This is a genomic window from Psychrobacter sp. M17(2026), assembly GCF_055699815.1.
The window spans coordinates 2,179,989-2,204,314 of record NZ_CM146741.1 but is presented as its reverse complement, the minus strand read 5'-3'; the positions used below and the strand labels follow the sequence as shown (position 1 = coordinate 2,204,314).

The window sequence follows — 24,326 nt, the reverse complement described above, 5'->3', positions numbered from 1 at the left end:
TTATGCAGGACGTGGTACAAGATTATTATGGCAAGCAACTACAAAGTACCGCTGATCTAAAGACGTCGGCTTGTTGCGATATCAGTAACATGCCAAGCTGGCTAAAACCTTTATTGGTCAATATTCATGATGACGTACTCAGTCGTTACTATGGCTGTGGGTTAGTGTGTCCAGCGTTATTAGAGGGCTGTCGTATTTTAGATTTAGGCAGTGGCTCAGGGCGTGACGTCTATGCGCTAGCGCAATTGGTCGGTAGCACAGGTCATGTTGTCGGTATCGATATGACAGATGAGCAACTAGCCATTGCACGTGAGCATCAAGAGTATCATGCCAATAAATTTGGCTATGATAATGTCACCTTTATAAAAGGCTATCTTGAAACTTTAGATGAGCTAAACCTAGCAGATAACAGTTTTGATATTATCGTCTCTAATTGTGTGATTAATTTATCGACTGATAAAGCGGCGGTTATGGCGAGCGTGCAGCGTCTGCTAAAGCCTGGCGGCGAGTTTTATTTCTCGGATGTCTACGCAGATCGTCGTATTCCACAGCATTTGATAGAGGATCCTGTGCTATATGGAGAGTGCCTAAGTGGGGCATTATACTGGAAGGACTTTGAGCGTTTAGCACGCGATGCGCAATTTCTAGATCCAAGGCTGGTTGAAGACCGTCCTCTAGAGATTACTGATCCTACATTATCGGCTAAACTGGGTAACATTCAGTTTTTCTCTGCGACCTATCGTCTATTTAAAAGTGCAGAGCTTGAGGATGCTTGTGAGGATTATGGGCAAGCGGTGATTTATAAAGGCACCATTGAGCAGCTACCACAACGCTTTGACTTGGATAAGCATCATAGTATAGAGACAGGCCGTGTGTTTCCCGTTTGCGCTAATACCTATCAGATGCTAAAAGAATCACGGTTTGCACCTCATTTTGAATTTATCGGTGATAAAAGCCAGCATTTTGGTATTTTTAAAAACTGCGGTGAGACAATACCGTTTGGTCAGCAGGGAGCTGGCCAACAAACCAATCAGCAAACAAGCATAACGCCAATAGTTAACGAATCTAGTAATGCAGGCGGTTGTTGTTAAGACTAATGAAGTACGATAGCAAAAAGCCAGCAAAGTATAAGCTGGCTTTTTTTATACAAAGATCATTTTGAAATTAAGATAACAATGCTTCAAGCTTCATTTTGACATCGCTACTCATCGCGTCAATAGGGGTAACTAATGCTTGCGCTAATGCGTTATGGGCGATTGATTTTGGCTGCTCATCGGCAATTAAGGCGACCGCTTGCTTAATCACTTGTTGCGCGTTATTAGCATTTTTCTTCAGATTTCGGATGGCATAATCCGCGCTGACATCTTCTTCGGTTGGATGCCAACTATCAAAGTCCGTCACCAAAGCTAAGGTGGCATAAGCGATGCTAGCTTCACGAGCGAGTTTGGCTTCTGGCATATTGGTCATGCCAATAATATCGGCATTCATTTGACGATACCAGTTTGACTCCGCACGAGTTGAGAATTGCGGCCCTTCAATACAGACGTAAGTCGCCTTATCATGACATTGTCCTTCGCTAATATTGGCTTGGCTATAAGCACGGGTCAATATATCGGCGAGAGCAGGGCACACAGGATCAGCCATCGATACGTGGGCGACAGCGCCTTTGCCAAAAAAGCTACTAGCGCGTTGTTTGGTCATATCAATCATTTGATCAGGAATGACCATATCTAACGGCTTAAGCTCCTCTTGCAATGAGCCCACCGCAGATACTGAGAGAATATAGCGTACGCCTAACGTTTTTAGCGCATAAATATTAGCACGATAAGGCACTGTTGATGGGGTCAATCTATGCTCATGACCGTGACGAGTCAAAAAAGCGATGGTTACGCCATTAAGTTCACCCAATACGATGCCATCAGAGGGCTTGCCATAAGGCGTCGCTATACTAATGCTACGCTTATTGGTTAAGTCCTGCATTTGATACAGACCACTACCGCCGATAATGGCGATGTCGGCAGAGTGCTGCGCTGAGTCTTGATTGTGGTCTTGGTTTTCGAGGGTAGTCATAAGGTTTTCCATTTAAAGAGCATAAAATTTTGATTGTCAATGATAACAGCTAGCGCGCCATATTTCTTAGCCATAACGTAGTTTTAATTTTCAATGTTGATCCAAATTACAATGCTATTTATTCATTGATAATATTGCTATAGTATTGCAGTGTGCACTTTAATCTGTTTTATTATCATACAGAGCCAATATTACTCAAGGATGAATTCAATGTTCCAGACAACGCTTACTCACCTCAAATCCCCATTACTATTATCAGTCATGCTAGGGGTTACTTTAGGGCTTAGTGCTTGCTCATCGCCCAGTTCAGAAACGGATGCTACGGCAGTAGATGCTGCAGTGTCTGCTGATACGCTTGAAACTAAATTCGTTACTATAGCGACGGGTGGCGCATCGGGTCCCTATAATATTATTGGTACCTCATTGGCAGAGATATATGCCCAAACATTTGGGGTTAATTCTAAAACGCAGACGACGGGTGCATCAGTAGAAAATGTCAATCTATTGACGCAAGGTAAAGTCGATATGGTACTGGCGCTAAGTGACGTAGTTACTGATGCTGTCAATGGTGAAAACAACTTTGACACTCCTATCAACAATATCCAACAAATCGCTGTACTGTATCCAAACGTGGTTCAACTGGTATCAACCCAAAGCTCTGGTATCAAGAATATCGAAGATTTGAGAGGGAAGCGTATTGCCGTTGGTGACCAAGGCTCTGGTACTGAGGTCAATGCTCGCACGCTACTAGAAGGCTTTGGTTTGACTTATGATGATGTTACAGTGGATTATCTAGGATTCGCTGATGCCGCTGACGCTATGAAAGCGGGTAAAATTGAAGCAGCATTTTTTAGTAGTGGGTTACCTAATTCGTCGCTACTAGAATTAGAGCAAGGCTTGGATCTGCAGCTAGTCACCATTAATCAAGACAAATTAAATGAAATTATTGCAACCAAACCATATTTCAAAAACTTTGAGATTCCAGCAGGTACTTACGGTAATGAAACCGCTATTCCAACTGCCGCTATCATGAATGCTTTATTAATACGTTCTGATATTTCTGAAGATGATGGTTATAAATTAACCAAAGCCTTATTTGAGAATTTAGAAGGTTTAAAAACTGCGCATCAAGCGGCTAATGATATCAGCTTAGCAACAGCCCAAGATGGGATGGTTGCGCCTATACATCCTGGTGCTCAAAGATATTATGATGAGCAAGCTGCTAAGTAAGCACTGGATATCATCTTCTAAATGCTTAAATGGTTAATTGGCGCAGCAGTATTTGTTGCGCTAGGTCTATTCATGATATGGGTATTCACAGCAAAGCAATGGGTCACTGAGATCAGCATTGGAGAATCTGAGAGATTTAGAGACTCTGATAGTGCTGAAGCAGTGGTTTGTTATTTCATCGAACCTGACTTTCAGCTACGCTGGATTCACTCTGTAGAAAAACAATGGTGGGAGGAGCAGTATAGTCGTCAGCGTGATGAGCTACTGCTAACTAATACTTATTTCCAAGCATTTGGAGCAGGTACACCTTCAACTGAGGCGCTCTCATCAATACAAAAATCAGGATATATAGGCTATCAGATTAATGAAAGCCTACCCAATTTGAACTGGGTGGTCTCAAGATTAACTCAGGGTGAACTAAATTATGCAGACCATCGATTATTGATTCATCAATGGGTGCCTGACTATTCTGAGGTGAAGATTACACCCAAAGCCTATAATCTAATGGACAGACTAAACAGGAAATTTTGTCATGACCTCTCAAGTGACGGCTAATAATGGCAAGTCTTCTGTACTCAATGAAGACGCGCGCTTAACTGATGTATCTACCACTCCCAATACTGCTAGTAATAGTAGTGATGATGTTGATCCTAATGTCACTCAAGTTATATTAGAAAAGTATGATAGAGAATCTATTACTCGTCATATTACTCATGGACCTGTAAAGTATTTTATCGCGCTTATCTGCATTCTATATTCGTTGTTTCATTTATACATAACTTTCAATCCTATGCCAGCATTACTACAACGCTCCGTTCACGTCGGTGTTGGGTTTGCTTTGATCTTTCTGATTTTTCCTGCCAACAAAACCAGCAGCCGCAAAAAAGTCGCTTGGTATGACTGGATTTGGTTTGTACTGTCTTTAACTGGTATGACTTATCTTATTTATGAATACCAAGACATCGTGACTTCGCGCGGTGGTATCGCCAATCAAGCCGATGTTATATTCTCTATTATCACTGTGATTTGTGTACTCGAAGGCAGCCGACGTATTACAGGTTGGATTTTGCCGATATTGGCGTCTATATTTTTGTTATATCCATTCATTAGTCATATGGCCTTTATGCCGAATCGACTACTTACAAGACCTTATGATTTTGGCGATATTTTCGGTCAGCTCTTTTTAAAAACCGAAGGTTTATATTCTGTCGCGATTGGTGCGTCCGTTACTTTCATTTTTCTATTTATTCTATTTGGTGCATTTTTAGCGCGTTCTGGTATGGGACAGTTATTCAATGACTTAGCCTTAGCGCTGGCAGGCGATAAAAAGGGTGGCCCAGCTAAAGTTGCAGTCATATCAAGTGGCTTTATGGGCAGTATTAATGGCTCAGCTTTATCAAACGTCGTAAGTACTGGCGCTTTTACTATTCCGCTAATGAAAAAGGTTGGCTATCATAAAGATTTCGCTGGTGCTGTGGAAGCTAGTGCATCAGTCGGTGGACAAATTTTGCCGCCTATTATGGGTGCTAGCGCTTTTATCATGGCGGAGACTACAGGCTTACCTTATAGTACCATTGCATTAGCCGCGTTATTACCAGCAATACTCTATTATTTGGGCGTGATTGCCCAAGTACATTTTCGGGCAGGGCGTCGCGACCTAAAAGGTATCGCTAAAGAAAACCTACCGCAAGTAAAAGAAGTATTAAAAGCGCGTGGACATATGCTACTGCCTATCGTATTTCTGATTTATCTTTTGATCCAAAACGTACCAGTAGGGTATGCAGCAGCTTATACTATTGGCTTTACAGTAGTGATAAGCATGCTACGTAAAGAGACCCGAATGGGGCTGGCTGATATTTTAGGTGCTTTAGAAGATGGCGCGCGTCAATCATTAGCCGTCATGGCCGCTTGTGCGGTAGTTGGTATTATCATTGGTGTGGTCAGTTTGACCAGCTTTGGTACAGTGATGACTTCATCGATTGTGACGCTTGGCGCAGGGTCGCTATTTCTTACCTTGATATTGACTATGCTAGCATCAATGGTGTTAGGAATGGGCTTGCCTTCTATCCCAGCCTATATTATTACTGCGACTATGGCAGCGCCAGCACTGGCAGGATTTGATATTCCTATTCTATCCGCGCACATGTTTGTGTTTTATTTTGGTATCTTTGCCAATATTACTCCGCCAGTGTGTCTAGCGGCATTCGCTGGTGCTGGTATTTCAGGTGGTGATCCGATGAAGACGGGATTCTTATCACTAAAACTAGCTCTAGCAGGATTTATTATACCGTTTATGTTTATCTATAGCCCTGCGATGCTGATGATCGATCCTACAGGACTTGCAGTCACAGTCAAAGAGTTTCCGCTACCTCCCATTATCGATATTATCACCGTCGTTTTGACATCGATTGCTGGTGTATTGGCGCTTAGTGCAGCGTTAGAAGGCTATTTTAAAAGTGAGATGAGTCCAATGATACGTGGTATTTTGGCCGTTGGTGCCTTGTTATTGATTTACCCTGGCTTAACGACTGGATTAGCAGGTGGGGCAATCGTTATCGCCATTGCTGTGCTAAATATTAAAAACAGTGGCGAGCCCACGCCAACAGTAAGCATTTAAAATATAGTTTTGAATAAAAAAGAGGTCTATTAAGACCTCTTTTTTTAGGTTTTTAGCTATTATTACTAGCGCTTAGCTCTTTTATAAATACCCTTAGCCAGTGCTTTAGCCATCATCGTCTGACTTTGCAAAAAGCCCTTATACTTGGGCAAATCATCATCGATATCTTCGACACGGCGATTATAAAATAGATGCATACTAGGCTTGGGTAGGGCAGCTACATCAGGATAATTAGTTGTCGGTATTAAGATAAGGTTACCAGATACCGCCATCTCTATGCTTGGTTTGTTACAGCGAGTGCAAAGGCCACGTTTGATGTTTGGTGGCAGCTTCCAGCGACGAAACTTAGTTCTAATTAGATTCAAATCATCGACATCAGATTTAAGTAGAACGGTCACATCATTAAAATCTTCGCCTGTAAACTCCTGGCAAATAGTACAGTGACAGATAAAGCGGGCAACAGGCTTATTTTTAATATTGTAAGTGTTGCTATAACAGGAGCACGAGCCTTGTTGCGGAGTAAATTTATTGCTCATTGACCAATCCTTAATATAAAAGTAATCATAATTTATTAGTTGAAAATATAGCATCATCTCAGCTTCCTTGTGTAGCAATCTCATGACGACAGTACTCAAAAGCTTAGCGGTAATTTTAGTGACTGTATCTTAACTAGCCTATATTGTTTGCCCGAAAGTCTTAACTTGTTGCAAAGTAATAATGCTCAAAGATCAACGGCCTACTCAAAATACCAAATGTAGACACTACACAATATAGTTGTCATCTTAAGTCGTTATTTGCTTGAAGTCTTTTGTGAGTAGAAATTTATAAAACTTGCTAGCCATTAGCTTGGAAAGCTGTATTATTAATAGACTAAGTACTTATATGATGATTGAAGTTTAGCGAATAAGGGTATATAAAATGACAGGGATTGAGTTTTATAGCAATGGTCATATTATTAGCGAAGTCAACAGCATGCGCGATAAGCTTGGCAACTTGGCGAAACAGTATGCAGCTACGTCAGCGATGATCGTCACCGACGCTGGTATCAAGCAGTTGGGCTATGTTGACATCGCGCAGCAGTCGCTACAACAAGCTGGCATCAAGGTGATTGTTTTCGATAATGTGATTGCAGATCCACCCGTTGATATGGTTAACGAAGCTATAAGTTCGGCAAGATATCATCAATGCGACTTAATTATCGGTCTAGGGGGCGGCAGCTCCATCGATACTGCCAAAATTGTTGCTTTACATGCCAATGCTTTTGACTCAATTAGCGATATTTTAGATACCGATTTGAGTGAGTTCAAAAAGGTACCTCTGGTTGCCATTCCTACTACCGCTGGTACTGGTGCAGAGTCTACCTTTGTCTCAGTAATTACTGCTATAGATGGCAGTAAAAAAGCTATTTATACGCCCAAAATCCTACCTGATGTCGCAATCTTAGACGCCACCTTGACCTTGAAGCTACCTCGTCATATCACAGCGGCTACCGCTTTAGATGCAATGGTACATTGTATCGAAGCTTATACTAGCCGTACCAAAAAGAACCCTATATCTGATGCGCTTGCTATCAAAGGCCTACAATTGCTATGGAATAACTTTGAGCAAGTGCTTAACCACGGCGATGATATCAGAGCTCGTACCGATATGTTATTAGGTTCGACCCTTGCCGGTATCGCCTTTGTCAATTCGTCTGTTGCGGCCGTACATGGTCTCTCGTACCCGCTTAGTATCACCTTTCATATTCCACACGGTCATGGTAATGCCTTAGTTATGTGCCCTGTATTTGCTTTTAATTTGCCAGAAGCAGCGCCACTTTATGCCGAGCTGGCTCGCGCAGTTATGCCTGTGCAAACAAACGATATATCCGATTTAGCCGCTGCGAATCAGCTTATTGATCAATTAAAATACTTTTTACAAATGAGCGGTCTCAAATATCGTCTTAGTGAGCTGGATATCTTTGAGGATGATATTCCCGCTTTAGCAGATATCGTCATCAACACTTATATGCGTCTCATCGAAACTAACCCTAAAGATATAGATTTGGAACAAGTTACCGCTATTTATAAGGAGATAATGTAAGGTTTTTCGCCATAAAGACGGTTTAGATGACGTTATTGTTGGTGTTTATCATAACAAGGAAGTTAAACAGTCACTTAAGGATAGTCGCTATGCAAAATGCTCAATCAGAATATAAACTCGACGTTGTAGTCGATGGTTTTCATTATTTAGAAGGGCCGCGCTGGCATGAAGGCGCTTTGTGGTTCGTTGATTTTTATACTCAAGGCGTTTATCGAGTAAACGATGACGGTGCCGCAGAAGAAATCGTTCGCATTGATGAGCAGCCATCTGGATTAGGCTGGTTACCTGATGGACGTATGCTAATAGTATCAATGAGAGACCGTAAAGTAATGCGCTTAGAGAATGATGGTGAGTTGGTAGTGCATGCAGATATCTGGGATCATTGTGGCGGTCATGCTAACGATATGGTTGTCGCTCCCAATGGCAATGCTTATGTCGGTAATTTTGGCTTTGACTTAATGGGCGGTGCTGGTTATAAAGCTGCTGGTCTAGTACTCGTTAAGCCAGACGGTAGCTCACAGGTGGTTGCAGAGGGCTTAGCGTTTGCCAACGGGATGGTGATCTCTGCTGATGAAAAGACTTTAATCGTCAATGAGCTATTTGGTAATAAAATCTCTCAATTCGATATATTAGAAGATGGCACGCTAGGTGAAAGACGCGATTTTGCTAACTATGGAGAGCTTGGCGCTGAGCCTGATCTTGGCGTGCGTATTGGCAATGCCAAAATTTTACCTGATGGACTAGCATTAGATAGTGAAGGAGCGGTTTGGATTGCTAATACCCTCAATCAGCAAGCACTGAGAATAGCGGAGGGTGGCGAAATCTTAGAGACTGTCAATACCGAATCTGAAGGTGTATTTGCAGTGGCTCTTGGCGGGCCTGATGGTAAAACACTATATATGTGCGCTGCACCTGATTGGGATGAAGCTTCACGTAAGGCTGAAACCAAAGCACGAATGCTCTCTACCCAAGTAAAAGTAGCTCATGCGGGTACGCCTTAGATTTAAGGAGTCTTGAGAGAAAAAGAATAAAGCACTATAAAATAGTCCTCTTTTGATGACTTGAGAGGGGGTTATTTTGTGTATAGGCTACTAACTATCGGTTCTTAATCATTCTGGACAATTGGACTTGTTGCATAAATAAAAAATTAAGACGTCAGTAAAAAGACTATATAAAAAGAGGTCATAGTTGACCTCTTATTTATTACAAATATTTTACTTTACTAACAACCCAATTTACCTTCAGCCTCAAGCGCTTTTTTGCTGCGAATCGGTGCTGGGCAATCTTCGCCATAGTACTGACGATCGGCAAAGTAGCTAGAGCGCACCATAGGCCCTGCCCAAATATTAAAGAAGCCAATCTTTTTACCGTAGTCCATATAACGCTGGAACTCATCAGGATGCACGTAACGATCAACAGGCGCATGGTTTTTGCTAGGTTGCAAGTACTGACCAACGGTAATCATATCGACATTGTGCGCTTTTAAATCATCAAGTAGTTTATAAATCTCTTCTTCGGTCTCACCCAAACCAACCATGAAGCCGCATTTGGTGGCGATATCAGGACGACGCTCTTTATATAACTTAAGCAGATCTAAGGAATGCTGATAATCAGAGCCTGGACGGAAGGCTTTATACAGACGCGGCACAGTTTCGATATTATGGTTAAACACGTCGGGCGCCGTCTCTGTTAGCAAATCAAGCGCGATATCCATACGCCCGCGAAAATCAGGCACTAAGATTTCAATTAAGCAATTCGGACTTAGCGCACGCGACTCGTTTAGCACTTCAACGAAATGATTAGCACCACCATCTTTTAGATCATCACGATCAACAGAGGTAATAACGGCATACTTAAGCTCAAGACCTAAGATAGTCTCAGCAGTATGGCGCGGTTCATCTTTATCCAGCTCATTAGGGCGACCATGACCGACGTCACAGAACGGACAACGACGAGTACAAATATCACCCATAATCATAAAGGTCGCCGTACCATCAGAGAAGCACTGCGCTAGATTAGGGCAGGCAGCCTCTTCACAGACAGTATAGAGCTTTTGCTCACGCAGTTTGGCTTTGATACGTGCCACCTCAGCAGGAGAGGATAGCTTGACCCGAATCCAGTCTGGCTTTTTCTTCGCCTCGACGGTCGGGATGACTTTAATTGGGATACGCGCAACCTTATCGTAGCCACGTAACTTTTCGCCTTGAATGGCTTTTTTGGGTTTAGCTTTGGCAGCAGGAACATGCGTTTGTACGGCTAGTGAACTCATAGGCTTATCCTAAATCCTTATAATCTAAACCTTTATAATATAGGGGTTTTATTGACTGTTTTTAAAAAATAAGAAAGGGTTTTTGATAGATTGATTATAACAAAAATTACATCATTTTTCAGCATTCTTGCTAAAGCTATTATCGATTAACGTTTTACTATTTGTTTATATCAATATCCATCTCATTGAGCACCTCTATAGCGGCGCGGAATGCTTCTTGAGTGGCAGGGGCACCGCAGTAGGGCAGACTGTGCATCAATACCTCTCTGATCTCAGCGACACTAGCGCCATTATTAATAGCACCGCGGATATGTCCTTTAAGCTCAGTAGGGCTTTTTTGCGCAATCAAAAAACTAATAGTAATCAGCGAGCGGTACTTGCGCGGTAATATCGACTCATCCTGCCAAGTGCTACCCCAAGCGTGTTCTATAATCCAATCTTGCAAGGGCTGGGTGAATGGTGTTGCTGCATCAAGAGAGCGCTGTACATGGGCGGCTCCCATAACGTCAGTACGAACCTTTAATCCATTTTCATAGTTTTCATTATGGCTTAGATTATTACTCTCTTTTATCGACTTGTTTTCCATGAGATTATCCTTGAGTTTATAATTAGGCGTGTCAAAAAGTAGTCTTACTAAAAATAGTATAAAAAACGATATAACCATCAGATGTAACGAGATAAATCTTAAATGATAAAGAGTATAGCAGTCGTTCTGTCTTTATTTAAGCGCTCATCGTCAGCTGGTTAGGGTGTTAAGCACTATTATTAAAGGTGTAGTAATCACATTATTTATGACACTATTTTTCTAATAAATGTTCAATATGGCCTTTAATATAAGCTAACTATAGATTGGTCATTAACATTTTGGGCGTTTTGAGCTATATTAGCAGGCATAATATCCCCTTTAGCGTATCGACGCAGGCGGTCATTCCGACTACCCACGTGTTGCGCTAGTAATTCATTGACGAGGATGACTATTGTGTTAGAAGCTTATCGTAAACATGTCGCAGAACGTGCCGAGCTAGGAATTGTACCCCTTCCCCTTAACGAGCATCAAGTAGCTGATTTAGTTGAACTCCTAAAAAACCCACCAGCGGGCGAAGATGAGTTCTTAATGAACTTGCTTGAAAATCGTATTCCAGCAGGTGTTGATCAAGCGGCTTATGTCAAAGCTGCATTTTTGGCCGCTATCGTGAAAGGCGAGGCGACATCATCACTTATTAATAAGAAAAAAGCGGTTGAGATCTTAGGTACGATGCAGGGTGGCTACAACGTACAGCCATTAGTTGCCGCTTTAGATGACCAAGAGGTTGCACAAGAGGCTGCTGAGGCACTAAAGAAAACCTTGCTAGTATTTGATGCGTTCAATGATGTGACTGAAAAATCTGAAGCGGGCAATACTATCGCTAAAGAAGTCGTCCAGTCTTGGGCTGATGCTGAGTGGTTCACTAATCGCGCGGCAGTACCTGAGAAGTCAACGTATACGACGTTTAAAGTCACAGGCGAGACCAATACTGATGATTTATCTCCTGCGCAAGATGCGTGGAGCCGTCCTGATATTCCATTACATGCCTTAGCTATGCACAAAAACTCTCGTGATGGCATTGTCGCTGATGACGAGGGTGTGGTCGGCTCAATGAAGCAGATTGAAATTCTAAAAGAAAAAGGCTTTCCATTAGCTTATGTCGGTGATGTGGTTGGTACAGGCTCTAGCCGTAAATCTGCGACTAACTCAGTACTATGGCTAATGGGTGAAGATATCCCTAACGTGCCAAACAAACGTGGTGGCGGTCTAGTACTGGGTAATAATATTGCTCCTATCTTCTTTAACACCATGGAAGATTCAGGCGCACTACCTATTGAAAAAATCAACGTTGATAACCTAAACATGGGTGATGTGTTCGATATTTATCCGTATGAAGGCAAAATCACTACCCATGACTCTGATGAAGTATTATCAACCTTCAAGCTAAATTCACCAACATTGCTTGATGAAGTCCGTGCTGGTGGCCGTATTCCATTGATCGTTGGTCGCGGTTTGACCAATCGTGCTCGCGAATATATGGGTCTTGAGCATTCTGACGTCTTTGCCAAGCCAGAAGAGCCAGTAGATACGGGCAAAGGCTATACCTTAGCACAAAAAATGGTCGGTAAAGCTTGTGGCCTACCAGGTGTACGCCCAGGCATGTACTGTGAACCAAAAATGACCACAGTCGGCTCGCAAGATACTACTGGCCCTATGACCCGTGATGAGCTAAAAGACTTAGCGTGTTTAGGTTTCCAAGCAGATCTAGTATTACAGTCTTTCTGTCATACGGCTGCTTATCCAAAGCCAGTCGACGTCGAGACTCAGCATACGCTACCTGACTTTATCATGAACCGTGGCGGTGTCAGCTTACGTCCAGGCGATGGTATTATTCACTCATGGTTGAACCGTATGCTACTGCCAGATACCGTAGGTACTGGTGGTGACTCGCATACTCGTTTCCCAATGGGTATCTCATTCCCAGCAGGTTCTGGTCTAGTGGCTTTTGCTGCGGCTACGGGTGTTATGCCACTTGATATGCCTGAATCAGTACGTGTGCGTTTCGTAGGTGAGCGTCAGCCTGGTATCACGCTACGTGATTTGGTCCATGCTATTCCTTATCAAGCGATCAAAGATGGCTTATTGACTGTCGATAAAAAAGGCAAAATCAACGAGTTCAACGGTCGTATCCTTGAGATTGAAGGTCTAGAAGACTTAACTCTTGAGCAAGCGTTTGAATTATCTGATGCCTCAGCTGAGCGTAGTGCCGCAGGTTGTACAATTACCTTGTCTGAAGAGTCTCTGACTGAGTATCTAAACTCTAACGTGACGCTGCTTAAGTGGATGATCTCTGAAGGCTATGGCGACGCACGTACTATTAGTCGTCGTGTTGAGCAGATGCAAGAGTGGCTGGCTAATCCAAGCCTAATGCGTGCTGACGAAGATGCTGAATACACTATTGATATGACTATCGATATGAGCACGATCAAAGAGCCGATCCTGTGCTGCCCGAATGATCCTGATGATGCTAAGACTTTAGCGGATGTCGCAGGCGATACCATTGACGAAGTGTTCATTGGTTCTTGTATGACTAACATCGGTCACTTCCGTGCTGCAGGTAAACTACTGCAAGACGTGCCAGCAGGTAGCCTCAAGACTCGTCTATGGATTGCGCCACCGACTAAGATGGATGCGCGTCAGTTGATGGAAGAAGGCTATTACAACATCTATGCGCAAGCGGGCGCTCGTACTGAGATGCCAGGTTGTTCATTATGCATGGGTAACCAAGCACGTATCGCTCCTAAGTCTACCGCCGTATCTACCTCTACGCGTAACTTCCCGAATCGTCTAGGTCAAGGCGCTAACGTCTATCTAGCGTCTGCTGAAGTTGCAGCAGTTGCAGCAGTATTAGGTAAACTGCCAACGAACGAAGAGTATCAGCAGTACGCTGGTATGCTGAATAGTATGGGCGATGAAGTGTATAAGTACATGAACTTCGACCGTATGGAAGAATACACTGAAGAGGCTGATAAAATTAGCGTTGCTCAGTTGACCTAAGTTTTAGGTTTGAAAATTTTGAATATTTAAAAATAAACCCCGTGTCGTAATGATGCGGGGTTTATTTATGGTGAAACTCTAAATGTATGTGCTAAGAATGTTGAACGATAATTCTAATCTTTTAATAATCGATATTTACGAGTTTTTCTCTCACCTTCGGCTTGTAACAATCCTAAGGTAACGAACTTAGTCAAATAACGTCTGACGGTAGCGGATGATCGGTTTGACAAGTCTTGCGCCTGTTGATTATCTATATCGCCATTGATAATAAGGTGTTGATAGAGTAGATCATAAACTTTCTGTTCAGTCTTATTAAGTTTGATTTCAGTTTTATCGCTCACTTTATCGCTCACTTTATCGCTCACTTTATCTGTAGTATAGCTATTGAGCGTTTTGATGATCATCTCAAGTATAAATTCAATAAACACAGTTGAATCATTATTTTTGTCAGCCCTACCTAAAACCTCGTAATATTCATTTTGGTGTTCAAAAACCATAGTTTCAATGGGTAACCATGCAAAAATAGGATTCCAAGAGTTTAATATTATGGTTTGCCATAAGCGCCCCATACGTCCGTTACCATCAGCAAAGGGGTGAATAACTTCTATTTCATAATGTACTACAGCACTTTTTATAAGTGCAGGAGTATTGCTTTGATGTGCCCATTTTAGAAGATCACTAACTAATTTAGGTACAAACTGTGGGCGTGCTCCCATGTGAATGACTCGACCTTGAGAGTCGTAAATTCCGACATCGCTATAGCGAAACTGTCCTGATTCTTCTACAAGCTTATTAGTCATTAATTGATGCGCTAATAAGAAATCATCAACGCTAAAGGGATCAAACTGATCTATACGCTCATAAGCGTCGTAAGCGTTCTTTACTTCCTGAATCTCTTTTGGAGCGCCAAATACTCGCTTACCATTTATGATATCGGTGACTTGTTCTAGACTTAAACTATTATTTTCAATCGCTAGCGATGACTGAATAGAGCGCAATCGATTGTTTTTTCTCAAGTGTAATTGCCGATCATACTGCACTTGCAGTTGACCAATTTTTTGAGAGATTTCAATGATATAGTTGAGCGTGTCGTCGCTAATGGTAAACGGAGGAGCTATTAATTTTGCCAAAAATAACCTCTTGAGTTTTATTATAATTCAGTACTTAACACGCAGCAGTATGACATAAATACTATTCTACCTACCCACATAAACAGGCTTACGCTTCTCCATAAAGGCGCTAATTCCTTCTTTAAAGTCATCCGTTTTGGCGAGCATAGTCTGCTGTTCCACTTCCATATCCAGTGCTTCATTCAGCCCCATAAAGCTGTGGATATTAATCATATGCTTCATAGAGGCTAGCGCCTTACCAGGTAATTGACTCAAACGCGTTGCCAATGCTAGTACGGTGGCATCCAATTCATTCATGCTGACTACTTGATTGACTAAGTTTAAGCGTGCCATATCTTCCGCTTTAAGCTTGTCTCCGAGCATGACCATTTCAGTGGTTTTTGCCACACCGATTAATTGAGTTAATAAATAAATACCACCTGCATCAGGTACTAGACCAATATTCACGAATGCCTGTACGAATTTGGCATTATCAGCCGCAATACGAAAGTCGCAAGTAAGCGCTAAGTTCATGCCAGCACCTGCGACCGCACCTTCTAACTTGGCGATAATTGGCTTATGAATAGCGCGTAGCTTTAGGCTAATTTGACCAACTTCGCCGACCATAAAGTTGAGTTTGTCAGATAAGGCGTCACCTTCCATACCGTTCTCAAGCATCTCACCAATATGACCGCCACTGGAGAAACTGCCGCCTGCGCCTTGCAAGACAATCACACGGACTTGGCTATCGTCATCCGCTTTATTGAGTGCATTCATCATGGCGTCTTTTAGAGTAGTGCTAAAGGCATTTAAAGTCTTAGGATCGTTCATAGTGATAGTAGCGATATGATCTTTCATTTGATAATCGACAGTAGGCTGCGGCATACAATGTATCCTTGTTTAAGTGATTATAATAACTGGTGTCATGCTGATGATTGGTGCTAACAACTATAGCAGTTTGGCATTATTATAAAAGTGGATTCTATGAACCTCTAGGGTATCAATATAAATCCTAGAACTCAGATCCTAGAACTTGGTATTCAAAAATTTTGCTATCAAATGGATAGTTTCTAACTTATGCTAAAAGCTTGATGCAAGTATAAGCACTCAACTTATTAATCCATTATTTTATCTACAATGTATAACAACAAGGAAGTCATCATGCCCAATATTCAGCTAAATAACACCACTATATATTACGAAGACAGTGCGCCAAGCGATACTACTAAGCCCGTCATATTATTCGCCCATGGCTTGCTGTGGAGTACCAAAATCTATGATAAGCAAGTCGCGCATTTTGCCAAGGATTATCGCTGTATCGCGTTTGATTTTCGCGGGCAAGGGCAGTCTCAGATTACCAAAGACGGCTATGACATGGACACCTTAGCCGATGATGCCATTGGATTACTTGAGGCGCTAGATATTGATAGCTGTCATTATGTAGGTCTGTCGATGGGTGGTTTTGTCGGGCAACGTGTCGCTATAAAACGACCAGAGTTATTGAATTCGCTTACTCTAATAGATACCTCAGCTGATGCCGAAGACCCTACTAATATCCCAAATTATAAGAAACTAGTGACGGCCATCAAGTGGCTGGGCATGAAACGGGTGAGCAAAAAGGTGATGCCTATTATGTTTGGTAGTACCTTTTTGGCAGATAAAGCCCGCAAGGTCGATAACAAAGAATGGCTGTCTCTGTTAAATAGCAACCGTAAAGAGGGGGTCGTCAAAGCGACTATGGGCGTTATAGAGCGAGAGGGTATTTATGATCGGCTCGGTGAGATTACCACGCCAACTTTAGTCATTGTAGGTGATGAAGATGTTGCCACCCCTTATACTAAGGCTGAACGTATGCATTTTGCGATCAAAGGATCAAAGATGGCAGTGATTAAAGGCTCAGGTCATACTTCAACCGTTGAAGAGCCTGAACAAGTGAATACGGTAATGAGTAAATTCTTGAACAGCTGTGTTTAATTATTTATGCTAATAAGTTGAATCTAAGCAAATAAAAAGCCGCTCTCAAATATTTGAGAGCGGCTTTTTATCTGAAATCTATGAGCTCAAAGCAGTGGTTTATAGTCACTGTTACCATCATTGATCGTGCCGAATACTTGAGCTCGATTGATGACTTCATCCGCCCATGCACGATGAGTGGCAGGCTCTAGCATAGTATTATTATACTTAAATACGGCTTTGGCCTCGCTATGTAGTATTGCTTGCGCTTCATCAAGCATGCTAGTCGGCACACAGTAAGCTTGCTGAACTAAAGCGATTTGACTCGGATGAATGACGGTTTTGCCAACGAGTCCTAAGCTGACATCACGGTTTAACTCCTGCATAAAGAGCATTGGCTGATCCAAATACTCAAACACAGGCGCACTCAAATAAAAGCCATGGGGCACAAAGCAGCCAAGTAACTGATAAGCCAGCGTACCGATGGGGGTGTCATAAATAATATTGTTTTTGGGGCGACGCAAACGCAATGCGGCAAATAAGTCATTGCCACCGATGCGTAGCGCAAAAATAGGCTGACTAAAGGCTTCTTTAAAACCAATCGCCAGCTCTTGATTATGATGCGGGTTGAACAACGCGGCGGTCTCAAGCGTTGGCATTAATAATTGCTCAGCACTCAAGTTCTGACAAGCCATACGCCAATTTGACAAGCTATACATATCAACTTTGGGCAGTACAAAACCATCAAGTAGCTCGATATGCCTAAAATCAGCCAGCTTTTGTAGCATCATAGGGTTTCGCGCGCGCACAAATACTAGAGGTCGCGTCGGCTGATTGTTTTGCTGCTGTAGATGAGTGGCATCTTGTCTTGAGGGTTCATTAATACTATGCACATGCAATGCCCAATTATCGAGCAAGATTTGCAGCCGAGTAAGCGCCAGCTCAACATCACTATGACTCACCGAATCCTCTAAGCAGATGATAATGCTATTGATCGTTGGCAGCTTATCGCGCTTGATGACCTGCCAGATATCTTGGCGAGTAGCAGGCATATATAGGCTGGCACCCAATTGATAAGGATGATGGGCGTGTGGCTTAATCATCGCATGACGCTCAGTGATAAGCGTAGCGTAAGACTGAGTAGAGTTATAAAGGTTGGATTCGTTGTCTGTCATATCATCCATAATCAGTGTGATAAATAGTAAGGTAAAGTTAGCATAAAAGCCGAATTTTAAATATGAGCCGTACGTTGTTTGATAATAGTAATGGCTTGATAAGGCAGTATTTTATCACCTAATACCGTAATTTCAATATTACGCTGGGCACATAAATGACGTAACAGTCTGGTGTCAGGATGATCGGCAGAGGCTAACAATACTTGCTCAGGATCACGGCGTAATATCGCTCTTGTTGCCTCTGCAATAGTTGGCTTGATACGATTGCGATTGGTTATCTTATATTGATCAGCCAAAGTATCAATTAAATCAGCCGTTTGGTAACGTGGATGCTCAAATCTCGCTAGTAATCGAGTGGTCATAGCCAATGACTGCCTTAGCGTATCGATAGTATCAATAAATGCTAAGCTATTATCACTCTCTACTAAGTTGTCATAAAACACGCTGCGATGTAGACCTGATTCAGGATCAGTATAAAGACTGCGCGAGATCAATCCTGATACGGTGCTATTTAATAATCCTGATGGTATCAGCCAATCATCTGTACTGGCAGCAAGCCAAGCCACGCCAGCAGGATCAGCAAGGGTCAATAGGGGAATGATGTCCGTGCCCTGATGAAAAAAGTTATTATAATTGGCATGAGTAGAGTCGTTGAACGGCTCAAGGCTACGCGCTAACTCCTGATAAATAGCTCCTTTGCCTGTCCAACCATCAACGAATACGATTGGACTATCTGGATACTTGTCTAAAATAAGCTGTAACGCGATACTATCGAGGCCGCGGTCACGAATAATGCTAATGCCATAATGCTGACTTGGCAGATGATAAGTGCGGTTAGCATCTTTTAGGGCGCGTTGTAATAATACCCCAACGGGCAATCCTGCACGGACTAAACTGACTAATATTAGAGGATGCTCGCTATTAACTTTATCATTAAAAATGTGATGTAGCGTAAAAGCTAAATTTGCAATGTCAGTGGCAGTACGTGGCGCTCCTTGATCCAATGCTTGCTTATAAAGCTGATCGTGCATGGCGCTTGGCGCTTGCTCCAAGGTCAACATATCTGAATAATGGCGCTGACCGCTTTGAATCAAGGCTTCTTTTTCACTCACAGGAACATCAGCGACTGTCGTTTTATCGACTATGTCTAGCAGTACAGTGACATCGGATGGCAGATAGCTGCCTGAACCAAAGCTTTCGATAGGCGGCAAATTAGAATGTGTCATAGAAGGCTCTGTGATCAGTAGGGCTAAAGATAGAGATGCTAAAATTATGTATAAGTATTAAAAATTATTTAAAGCTGAATGTAACTGACCATGATTGGGCATGCCATACCAGTCCAATAATTGTAGAAATGGCAAATCTGCTAAGCTATCACCAAAGCCAAAACTGGGTCGCGTATTGTCTAAATGATGCTCTAGTAAGAATTGTACCGCATGGCGCTTATGAATAGCATGCGGCAGAATCGCTAAATTATTAGCATTTACATGCACATAAAAATGCTGATCAAAATCACGTATTAACGAGGGTAATTTATTAGCAAGCTCAATCAGCGCTTGATGATCTTTTTGCGCGTGCTTAATTGCTAAATAAATCGTTAATTCGTGCTCGCTAGAGCCATTATTATTGCTATTACCACCATTAAAAGTATCTTTATGTGGCGTAAATACTAGCTGACTAGTATCGTTTTTACTATGACTAGCAAACAGTTCGCTAAGCTGATTGAGTTTGTCCTGTAATGGCTCAAGCTCATTATAAATATGCTGTTGCCAAGCGTCCAGTCGCGCGCCATTTGGCATTAGAACAATCGCGCCATGGGTCAGTACTTGCCAGCTGCTAAAGGGTAGTTTTACACGTTTAATTTCGCTAGTATCACGAGCGGTTACCACTATCAATTCAGTGCTGACGAGTAACCAATTAAAAAAGTTAGCTTGGCGAGTAGTCATAAAGCTAAGCGGTTCATCTTTTTTATTAACCGTCGCGCAAACTAAACTCTCAGAATCGTTAGCTACTAAATCCCAAGCGTCAATCTTACGCTGGGTCTGAAACAGCGTATCATCCAAATCCATTAGCGCGTAGGGTTTGATAATGTTTGGGTTTGGCTGGAAGAATGGGATAGTCATATATCAGCACTCACCACCAACACATTATCCAAATCCTGCCACATCGCATCGACACTATCTGCTGACGTTTCCACACATAATACAATCAAGTCCCAATCCTTTGAGTCTACGTTATAGACAAAGTTGGTCATACCTAGCCCGTAATTATCGGTAAAGCTCATCATAGTCGTAATCGCACCACCAAGCGCAATCGGGGAGCGAGTAAGCGCACTAAATTTGATATCATGTTTTGCATGATTGGCGTTTGTATTCTGCTCTAACCATTCTGCTAATAAAAATGGCAACCAGACAAATTCGTTACTGCCTAATACTAAAATTCTCTTTGGTAGCTGATCTTGGTCGAAACTGGCTTGCGAATCACTGTCTATATTTTGAAAAAGCGCAAAAGCCTTTTTAAATTGATTTAGATAATTACCAAATCCATCAGTACTATCTACAGTCGGGAAGCGGCCCCAATTGCCAGTCGATAATATAGGTTGAGAGCCTGCTGCAGTAGTATCAACCGATGGCATAGTAATCGCCTCAGGATTGGGAGCATCAGTCCATTGCCAAGCACCAGATAATAGATGATGCCGATAAAAGTTAATATTCGGCAAACGTGAAGCGATCTTATCAGAAACAGTATCATCCATACCAGTTTGAGCTAATGACCAATCGACCAAAGTGGTCAGATGCACTTGCTCTAATTGCGTCAGTCCTGCATCGCGTAAGGCAGTGACTACGTTGATACAAGTATTGCCTGTTGAGGCCTCATCATCGACCATGATGACCGTTTTACTAGCGAGCAATTGCGCTTGGGTCACTTTATCAGCACTTTGATAAATCAAATGCTGGCTGGCATGGCTGTGGTCTTCGCTAAAGGTGGTAAGCAGTGTTTCAGTATTATTCCCATCGCTGGCATCATCATGCTGTGCGTGACGAGTAGAGTTTAGTAATAGTGCATTGGGATAGCGCATTTGCAATGCTTGATGCACACCAGCGGATAGTCCTACAGCAGTCTCTGCCATACCAATCACTAAAATTGGCTCAGGTAAATCACCAGGTACTAAATTAGCTAAATCGGTAAAAGCACGACGCATGATACTTGGCGCAACGGGAATATGACGGCCTAATACTTTTGAGACGAATAAAAATGCGCGTTTAGGATTAATGCGTTGAGCGAAACCGAGTAGGTCTTCTAACTCATAAGCGCTATCACTACCAGCCACATTATTGGTTTGATAGGTTAAATCAAGCGTACCCCGTGGTAGGGTAATGGTTGTACTTTTTTGCTTATCTGACATCTTATTCCTCAGTGAAACTTTGACTATTTTATAGTTTTAAAACTTGCTTAACCTTCACAGCCGACGAGCCATAGCGCACTGCGACTTTGTTTACTGAGCTGCGGCGTTGATAATAATGCACTCATTTTTGATAAAGTTGTTTTATTAGTAGATGCATTATCCAAACTAATACCAGCGCTGGCCAATAGCGCTGATAACAACTGAAATTTTACCGCATAGTTTAAGTTTTGCGCGTGCTCATGGACAAAGCTGGACGTCACCATACCGACTACTTCGCCCGTTGGCAATAGCAGTGGACTGCCACTAGAGCCAGGCTGAATCGGCGCGGTAAACTGTATATAACGAATATCATCGCCAGAGCCAGTCAAGCCTGAGATACAGCCTTGAGTCACTTGCAGTTGACTACTAAGTCCAGACAGCGGAAAGCCTAATGTCGTAATTGTCTCGCCCAAGATATCACTACAGCGCTGTACTAATGGAAGGTAGTGGGGAAGTGACTCATTGACTCGAATGATCGCTGAGTCGCTGCCGATATCACTAAGTACCACTTGCGCCTCGCGATCGGGCTGACCCTGCTGACGAATACCGACTAGATTGGCTGATTCGATCACATGATAGCAAGTTAATAAATGATATTCATCAATGGCAAATGCCGTACCCGTCCACGTTTCGCCCGTTTGAACTTGTCTTGGCGGACGCGCATCATTATTACTGACAGGCTGGTTTTGCTGGCGCTGAGCATCTTGAATGAGCTCATGAACATTGGGCGGCCTGATATCGAGACTGACTTGTACCCGCTGCTCTAAACTATTTAGCCCTTGAGTAGAGGCCTCACCTAAGGCACGGCATTTATACTGACCGTTGCGCTGGTAGATCTCCAGTACGATAGCGGCTTTTACATGGCGCTCGGTGGTAGCAAAGTCGTACGTGATAGCGCCATCATTTAAGCGCAAATTGACTTTGTTTAGCTCAACGGCTGGCAAGTTAAGCGTTGGCTCATGATAAGCATAAGCGATGAGCTGTAAAAAGCTGACGTTTTGGTTGTTAAATAAGTCTTGTAAGTTAAGTTGCCACGCGCTTGGCGTATCAGTACTATCCAACTTCGCCCAGTCTTTTGGCTCATGCAAATAAGCAGGACTACAAGCCGCTTTGCGACTGGCATCTAAAGGTAACCATAACAGTCCTAGCTGCTGACCAAAGCTAAGATTATCAGGCGTAGTAAAAGCAACTGAGCACTGCGCTTGCTCAATAACGGTATTAGCGCCTAATACTAAAGTATTCTGTACTGTCATTGCGCGCCTCGAATCAAAATATACTGCATAATTATACTATTATCGATATCTTATGGAGCGGTTATCGATATTTTGTAGAGTCTTTGTCGTTATTATAGACCGATAACATTGGCTTATTCTAATGCTTTTCTTTATGGGCTTGGCATAAGACTTCTGAACACTATTTTATTCATTGCCATTCATACTAAGCTGTTAGATAATCAAAAATCAATGAGTACAAATATTAAGTTTCGTTTAAGCTCCTATCGCCAATCTCAAGCTAATTTTATTAAATTAGCATTTTTTGAGTAGATCATATGACAGCTCAATTTGAAGCGGATACCGTCTCTGTACGCACCCAATACTTTCGCGTCATCTTAATGGGGATTAGCGCGTTCGTTATTAATACCACAGAGTTTGTTCCTGTAGCATTACTCAGTGATATTGCCAAAGATTTTTCTATCACTACCGCTGAAACAGGATGGATGTTGACTCTGTATGCGTGGGTCGTCGCTGCGATGTCATTGCCCTTGATGTTATTGACTAGCAGACTTGAGCGTAAGCGCTTACTACTGGCGCTATTTGTAGTATTTATCGCCAGCCACGCGTTATCAGTGTTTGCCTGGAGCTTTCAGGTCTTGCTTATTAGTCGGGTAGGTATCGCTTTTTCTCATGCGATATTCTGGGCAATCACCGCCGCTATAACCTTGCGCGTAGCACCTGAAGGTAAAAGGGCTTTAGCACTGAGCATATTAGCGACAGGTACGTCACTAGCGCTAGTATTAGGTGTGCCTATTGGGCGGATACTAGGTCAATGGTTTGGTTGGCGTACCACCTTTGCAGGTATCGGTATTATTGCTTTTATCGTGTTTGTTTTACAGGCAAAGCTACTGCCAAACTTGCCTAGTATGTTTGATGGGTCGTTTAAAAAGCTTCCAGAACTATTAAAAAACCCCTTGTTGGTGTGTTTATATCTATTTTGCTTCGTCGTATTTACCGCTGATTATGCCGCTTACTCTTATATCGAACCCTTTATGAATCGGGTCGGATCGCTTAGCGAAAACTCAGTCACTTTTATACTACTATTATTCGGCTGTGCAGGGCTTATCGGCAGCTATATCTTTAGTCGTTGGAGCGATACATCCACTGTAATAATGATGTTAGTCTCTACAATACTGATATTGGTATCTATGCTGCTGATGCTATGGACGGTGACGTCAATTTGGTGGTTCAGTATCATTACCGTGATTTGGGGCACTGCTATGCTACTACTGATGCTCACCATTCAATCAAAAGTCATTGAGATTGATATCAATGCGCAGGATATGGTGATGGCGATGTTCTCTGCTGTTATCAATTTAGGCATAGGCATGGGAGCTTTGCTCGGTGGATATGCGGTTACTTATATCTCAATTTCAAGCGTCGGTTTCGTCGGTGCAGCTATTGCCTTTGTCGCGCTGTTGTTGATGATTTATATGATAAAACGCTTTGATGAGTTGAATTGAAAGTTAAGATATGGAAAAAGCTTTAATGAGGGCAGACAGATGGATAATATAGCTTT

The 24,326-nt window shown here is 42.5% G+C and carries 20 protein-coding genes; 9 read left to right on the top strand and 11 right to left on the bottom strand.

Going from position 1 to position 24,326, the window contains the following annotated elements; all coding sequences use genetic code 11:
- Positions 1-2 precede the first annotated feature (2 nt).
- Positions 3-1,091 carry a methyltransferase domain-containing protein gene (locus tag ACR63T_RS09310; RefSeq protein WP_472783798.1) on the top strand — a complete coding sequence of 363 codons (1,089 nt, stop codon included), beginning with the start codon at positions 3-5 and terminating at the stop codon, positions 1,089-1,091.
- A 73-nt stretch (positions 1,092-1,164) separates the two neighbouring features.
- Here ACR63T_RS09310 and mtnP read toward each other — a convergent pair whose 3' ends face one another.
- Positions 1,165-2,070 carry an S-methyl-5'-thioadenosine phosphorylase gene (gene mtnP / locus ACR63T_RS09305; RefSeq protein WP_472783797.1) on the bottom strand — a complete coding sequence of 302 codons (906 nt, stop codon included), beginning with the start codon at positions 2,068-2,070 and terminating at the stop codon, positions 1,165-1,167.
- A gap of 210 nt (positions 2,071-2,280) precedes the next feature.
- Here mtnP and ACR63T_RS09300 point away from each other — a divergent pair, with 210 nt between their 5' ends.
- From ACR63T_RS09300 to ACR63T_RS09290, 3 genes are read left to right on the top strand one after another with little or no spacing between them, the layout of a single operon-like run.
- Positions 2,281-3,300: a TAXI family TRAP transporter solute-binding subunit gene (locus ACR63T_RS09300; protein ID WP_472783796.1), complete on the top strand. Its 1,020-nt coding sequence runs from the start codon at positions 2,281-2,283 to the stop codon at positions 3,298-3,300.
- Positions 3,301-3,321: 21 nt separating this feature from the next.
- Positions 3,322-3,855, top strand: a complete 534-nt coding sequence (locus ACR63T_RS09295; RefSeq protein ID WP_305898564.1) for a DUF1850 domain-containing protein — start codon at positions 3,322-3,324, stop codon at positions 3,853-3,855.
- Positions 3,833-5,917, top strand: a complete 2,085-nt coding sequence (locus ACR63T_RS09290) for a TRAP transporter permease (RefSeq protein WP_472783795.1) — start codon at positions 3,833-3,835, stop codon at positions 5,915-5,917. The genes ACR63T_RS09295 and ACR63T_RS09290 overlap by 23 nt, the downstream gene beginning before the upstream one ends.
- 65 nt (positions 5,918-5,982) lie before the next feature.
- On the opposite strand, the gene ACR63T_RS09285 is transcribed toward ACR63T_RS09290, so the two are convergent.
- Complete coding sequence (locus tag ACR63T_RS09285; protein WP_201569684.1) at positions 5,983-6,453, bottom strand: GFA family protein; 471 nt, start codon at positions 6,451-6,453, stop codon at positions 5,983-5,985.
- A 382-nt stretch (positions 6,454-6,835) separates the two neighbouring features.
- Between ACR63T_RS09285 and ACR63T_RS09280 the strand changes: the two genes are divergently transcribed.
- Together ACR63T_RS09280 and ACR63T_RS09275 are read left to right on the top strand one after the other, a co-directional pair.
- Positions 6,836-7,999 carry an iron-containing alcohol dehydrogenase gene (locus tag ACR63T_RS09280; RefSeq protein ID WP_472783794.1) on the top strand — a complete coding sequence of 388 codons (1,164 nt, stop codon included), beginning with the start codon at positions 6,836-6,838 and terminating at the stop codon, positions 7,997-7,999.
- 89 nt (positions 8,000-8,088) lie between these two features.
- Entirely contained in the window at positions 8,089-9,000 is a 912-nt protein-coding gene (locus ACR63T_RS09275; protein WP_201569680.1) for an SMP-30/gluconolactonase/LRE family protein, read from the top strand.
- 221 nt (positions 9,001-9,221) lie between these two features.
- Here ACR63T_RS09275 and lipA read toward each other — a convergent pair whose 3' ends face one another.
- Both lipA and ACR63T_RS09265 read right to left on the bottom strand, forming a co-directional pair.
- Positions 9,222-10,268 (bottom strand): lipoyl synthase, encoded by a 1,047-nt coding sequence (gene lipA, locus ACR63T_RS09270; protein ID WP_305898560.1) that lies wholly within the window; start codon positions 10,266-10,268, stop codon positions 9,222-9,224.
- A gap of 157 nt (positions 10,269-10,425) precedes the next feature.
- Positions 10,426-10,854, bottom strand: a complete 429-nt coding sequence (locus ACR63T_RS09265; RefSeq protein ID WP_305898559.1) for a carboxymuconolactone decarboxylase family protein — start codon at positions 10,852-10,854, stop codon at positions 10,426-10,428.
- Between the two features lie 393 nt (positions 10,855-11,247).
- Here ACR63T_RS09265 and acnB point away from each other — a divergent pair, with 393 nt between their 5' ends.
- Positions 11,248-13,851: a bifunctional aconitate hydratase 2/2-methylisocitrate dehydratase gene (gene acnB / locus ACR63T_RS09260; protein WP_472783793.1), complete on the top strand. Its 2,604-nt coding sequence runs from the start codon at positions 11,248-11,250 to the stop codon at positions 13,849-13,851.
- Between the two features lie 113 nt (positions 13,852-13,964).
- On the opposite strand, the gene ACR63T_RS09255 is transcribed toward acnB, so the two are convergent.
- Both ACR63T_RS09255 and ACR63T_RS09250 read right to left on the bottom strand, forming a co-directional pair.
- Entirely contained in the window at positions 13,965-14,981 is a 1,017-nt protein-coding gene (locus ACR63T_RS09255; protein ID WP_472783792.1) for a Fic family protein, read from the bottom strand.
- 66 nt (positions 14,982-15,047) lie between these two features.
- Complete coding sequence (locus ACR63T_RS09250) at positions 15,048-15,845, bottom strand: enoyl-CoA hydratase/isomerase family protein (protein WP_472783791.1); 798 nt, start codon at positions 15,843-15,845, stop codon at positions 15,048-15,050.
- A gap of 276 nt (positions 15,846-16,121) precedes the next feature.
- Between ACR63T_RS09250 and ACR63T_RS09245 the strand changes: the two genes are divergently transcribed.
- Positions 16,122-16,934: an alpha/beta fold hydrolase gene (locus tag ACR63T_RS09245; protein WP_472783790.1), complete on the top strand. Its 813-nt coding sequence runs from the start codon at positions 16,122-16,124 to the stop codon at positions 16,932-16,934.
- Between the two features lie 86 nt (positions 16,935-17,020).
- Here the strand turns inward: ACR63T_RS09245 and ACR63T_RS09240 are convergent, their stop codons facing one another.
- The 5 genes from ACR63T_RS09240 to ACR63T_RS09220 are packed head-to-tail and all read right to left on the bottom strand — an operon-like array spanning position 17,021 to position 22,786.
- Entirely contained in the window at positions 17,021-18,088 is a 1,068-nt protein-coding gene (locus ACR63T_RS09240; protein WP_472783789.1) for an HpcH/HpaI aldolase/citrate lyase family protein, read from the bottom strand.
- Between the two features lie 56 nt (positions 18,089-18,144).
- The gene (locus ACR63T_RS09235; protein WP_472783788.1) at positions 18,145-19,314 is read right to left on the bottom strand and encodes a cysteine protease StiP family protein; all 1,170 of its coding nucleotides are present in this window, start codon (positions 19,312-19,314) and stop codon (positions 18,145-18,147) included.
- 57 nt (positions 19,315-19,371) lie between these two features.
- Complete coding sequence (locus ACR63T_RS09230) at positions 19,372-20,211, bottom strand: HAD hydrolase family protein (RefSeq protein WP_472783787.1); 840 nt, start codon at positions 20,209-20,211, stop codon at positions 19,372-19,374.
- A complete protein-coding gene (locus ACR63T_RS09225; RefSeq protein WP_472783786.1) occupies positions 20,208-21,494 on the bottom strand; it encodes a phosphoribosyltransferase domain-containing protein in 1,287 nt (428 codons plus the stop codon). Before ACR63T_RS09225 ends, ACR63T_RS09230 begins: the two co-directional genes overlap by 4 nt.
- A 47-nt stretch (positions 21,495-21,541) precedes the next feature.
- Positions 21,542-22,786, bottom strand: a complete 1,245-nt coding sequence (locus tag ACR63T_RS09220; protein WP_472783785.1) for a S1 family peptidase — start codon at positions 22,784-22,786, stop codon at positions 21,542-21,544.
- Between the two features lie 296 nt (positions 22,787-23,082).
- Here ACR63T_RS09220 and ACR63T_RS09215 point away from each other — a divergent pair, with 296 nt between their 5' ends.
- Positions 23,083-24,270 (top strand): sugar transporter, encoded by a 1,188-nt coding sequence (locus tag ACR63T_RS09215; protein WP_472783784.1) that lies wholly within the window; start codon positions 23,083-23,085, stop codon positions 24,268-24,270.
- Positions 24,271-24,326: the final 56 nt, after the last annotated feature.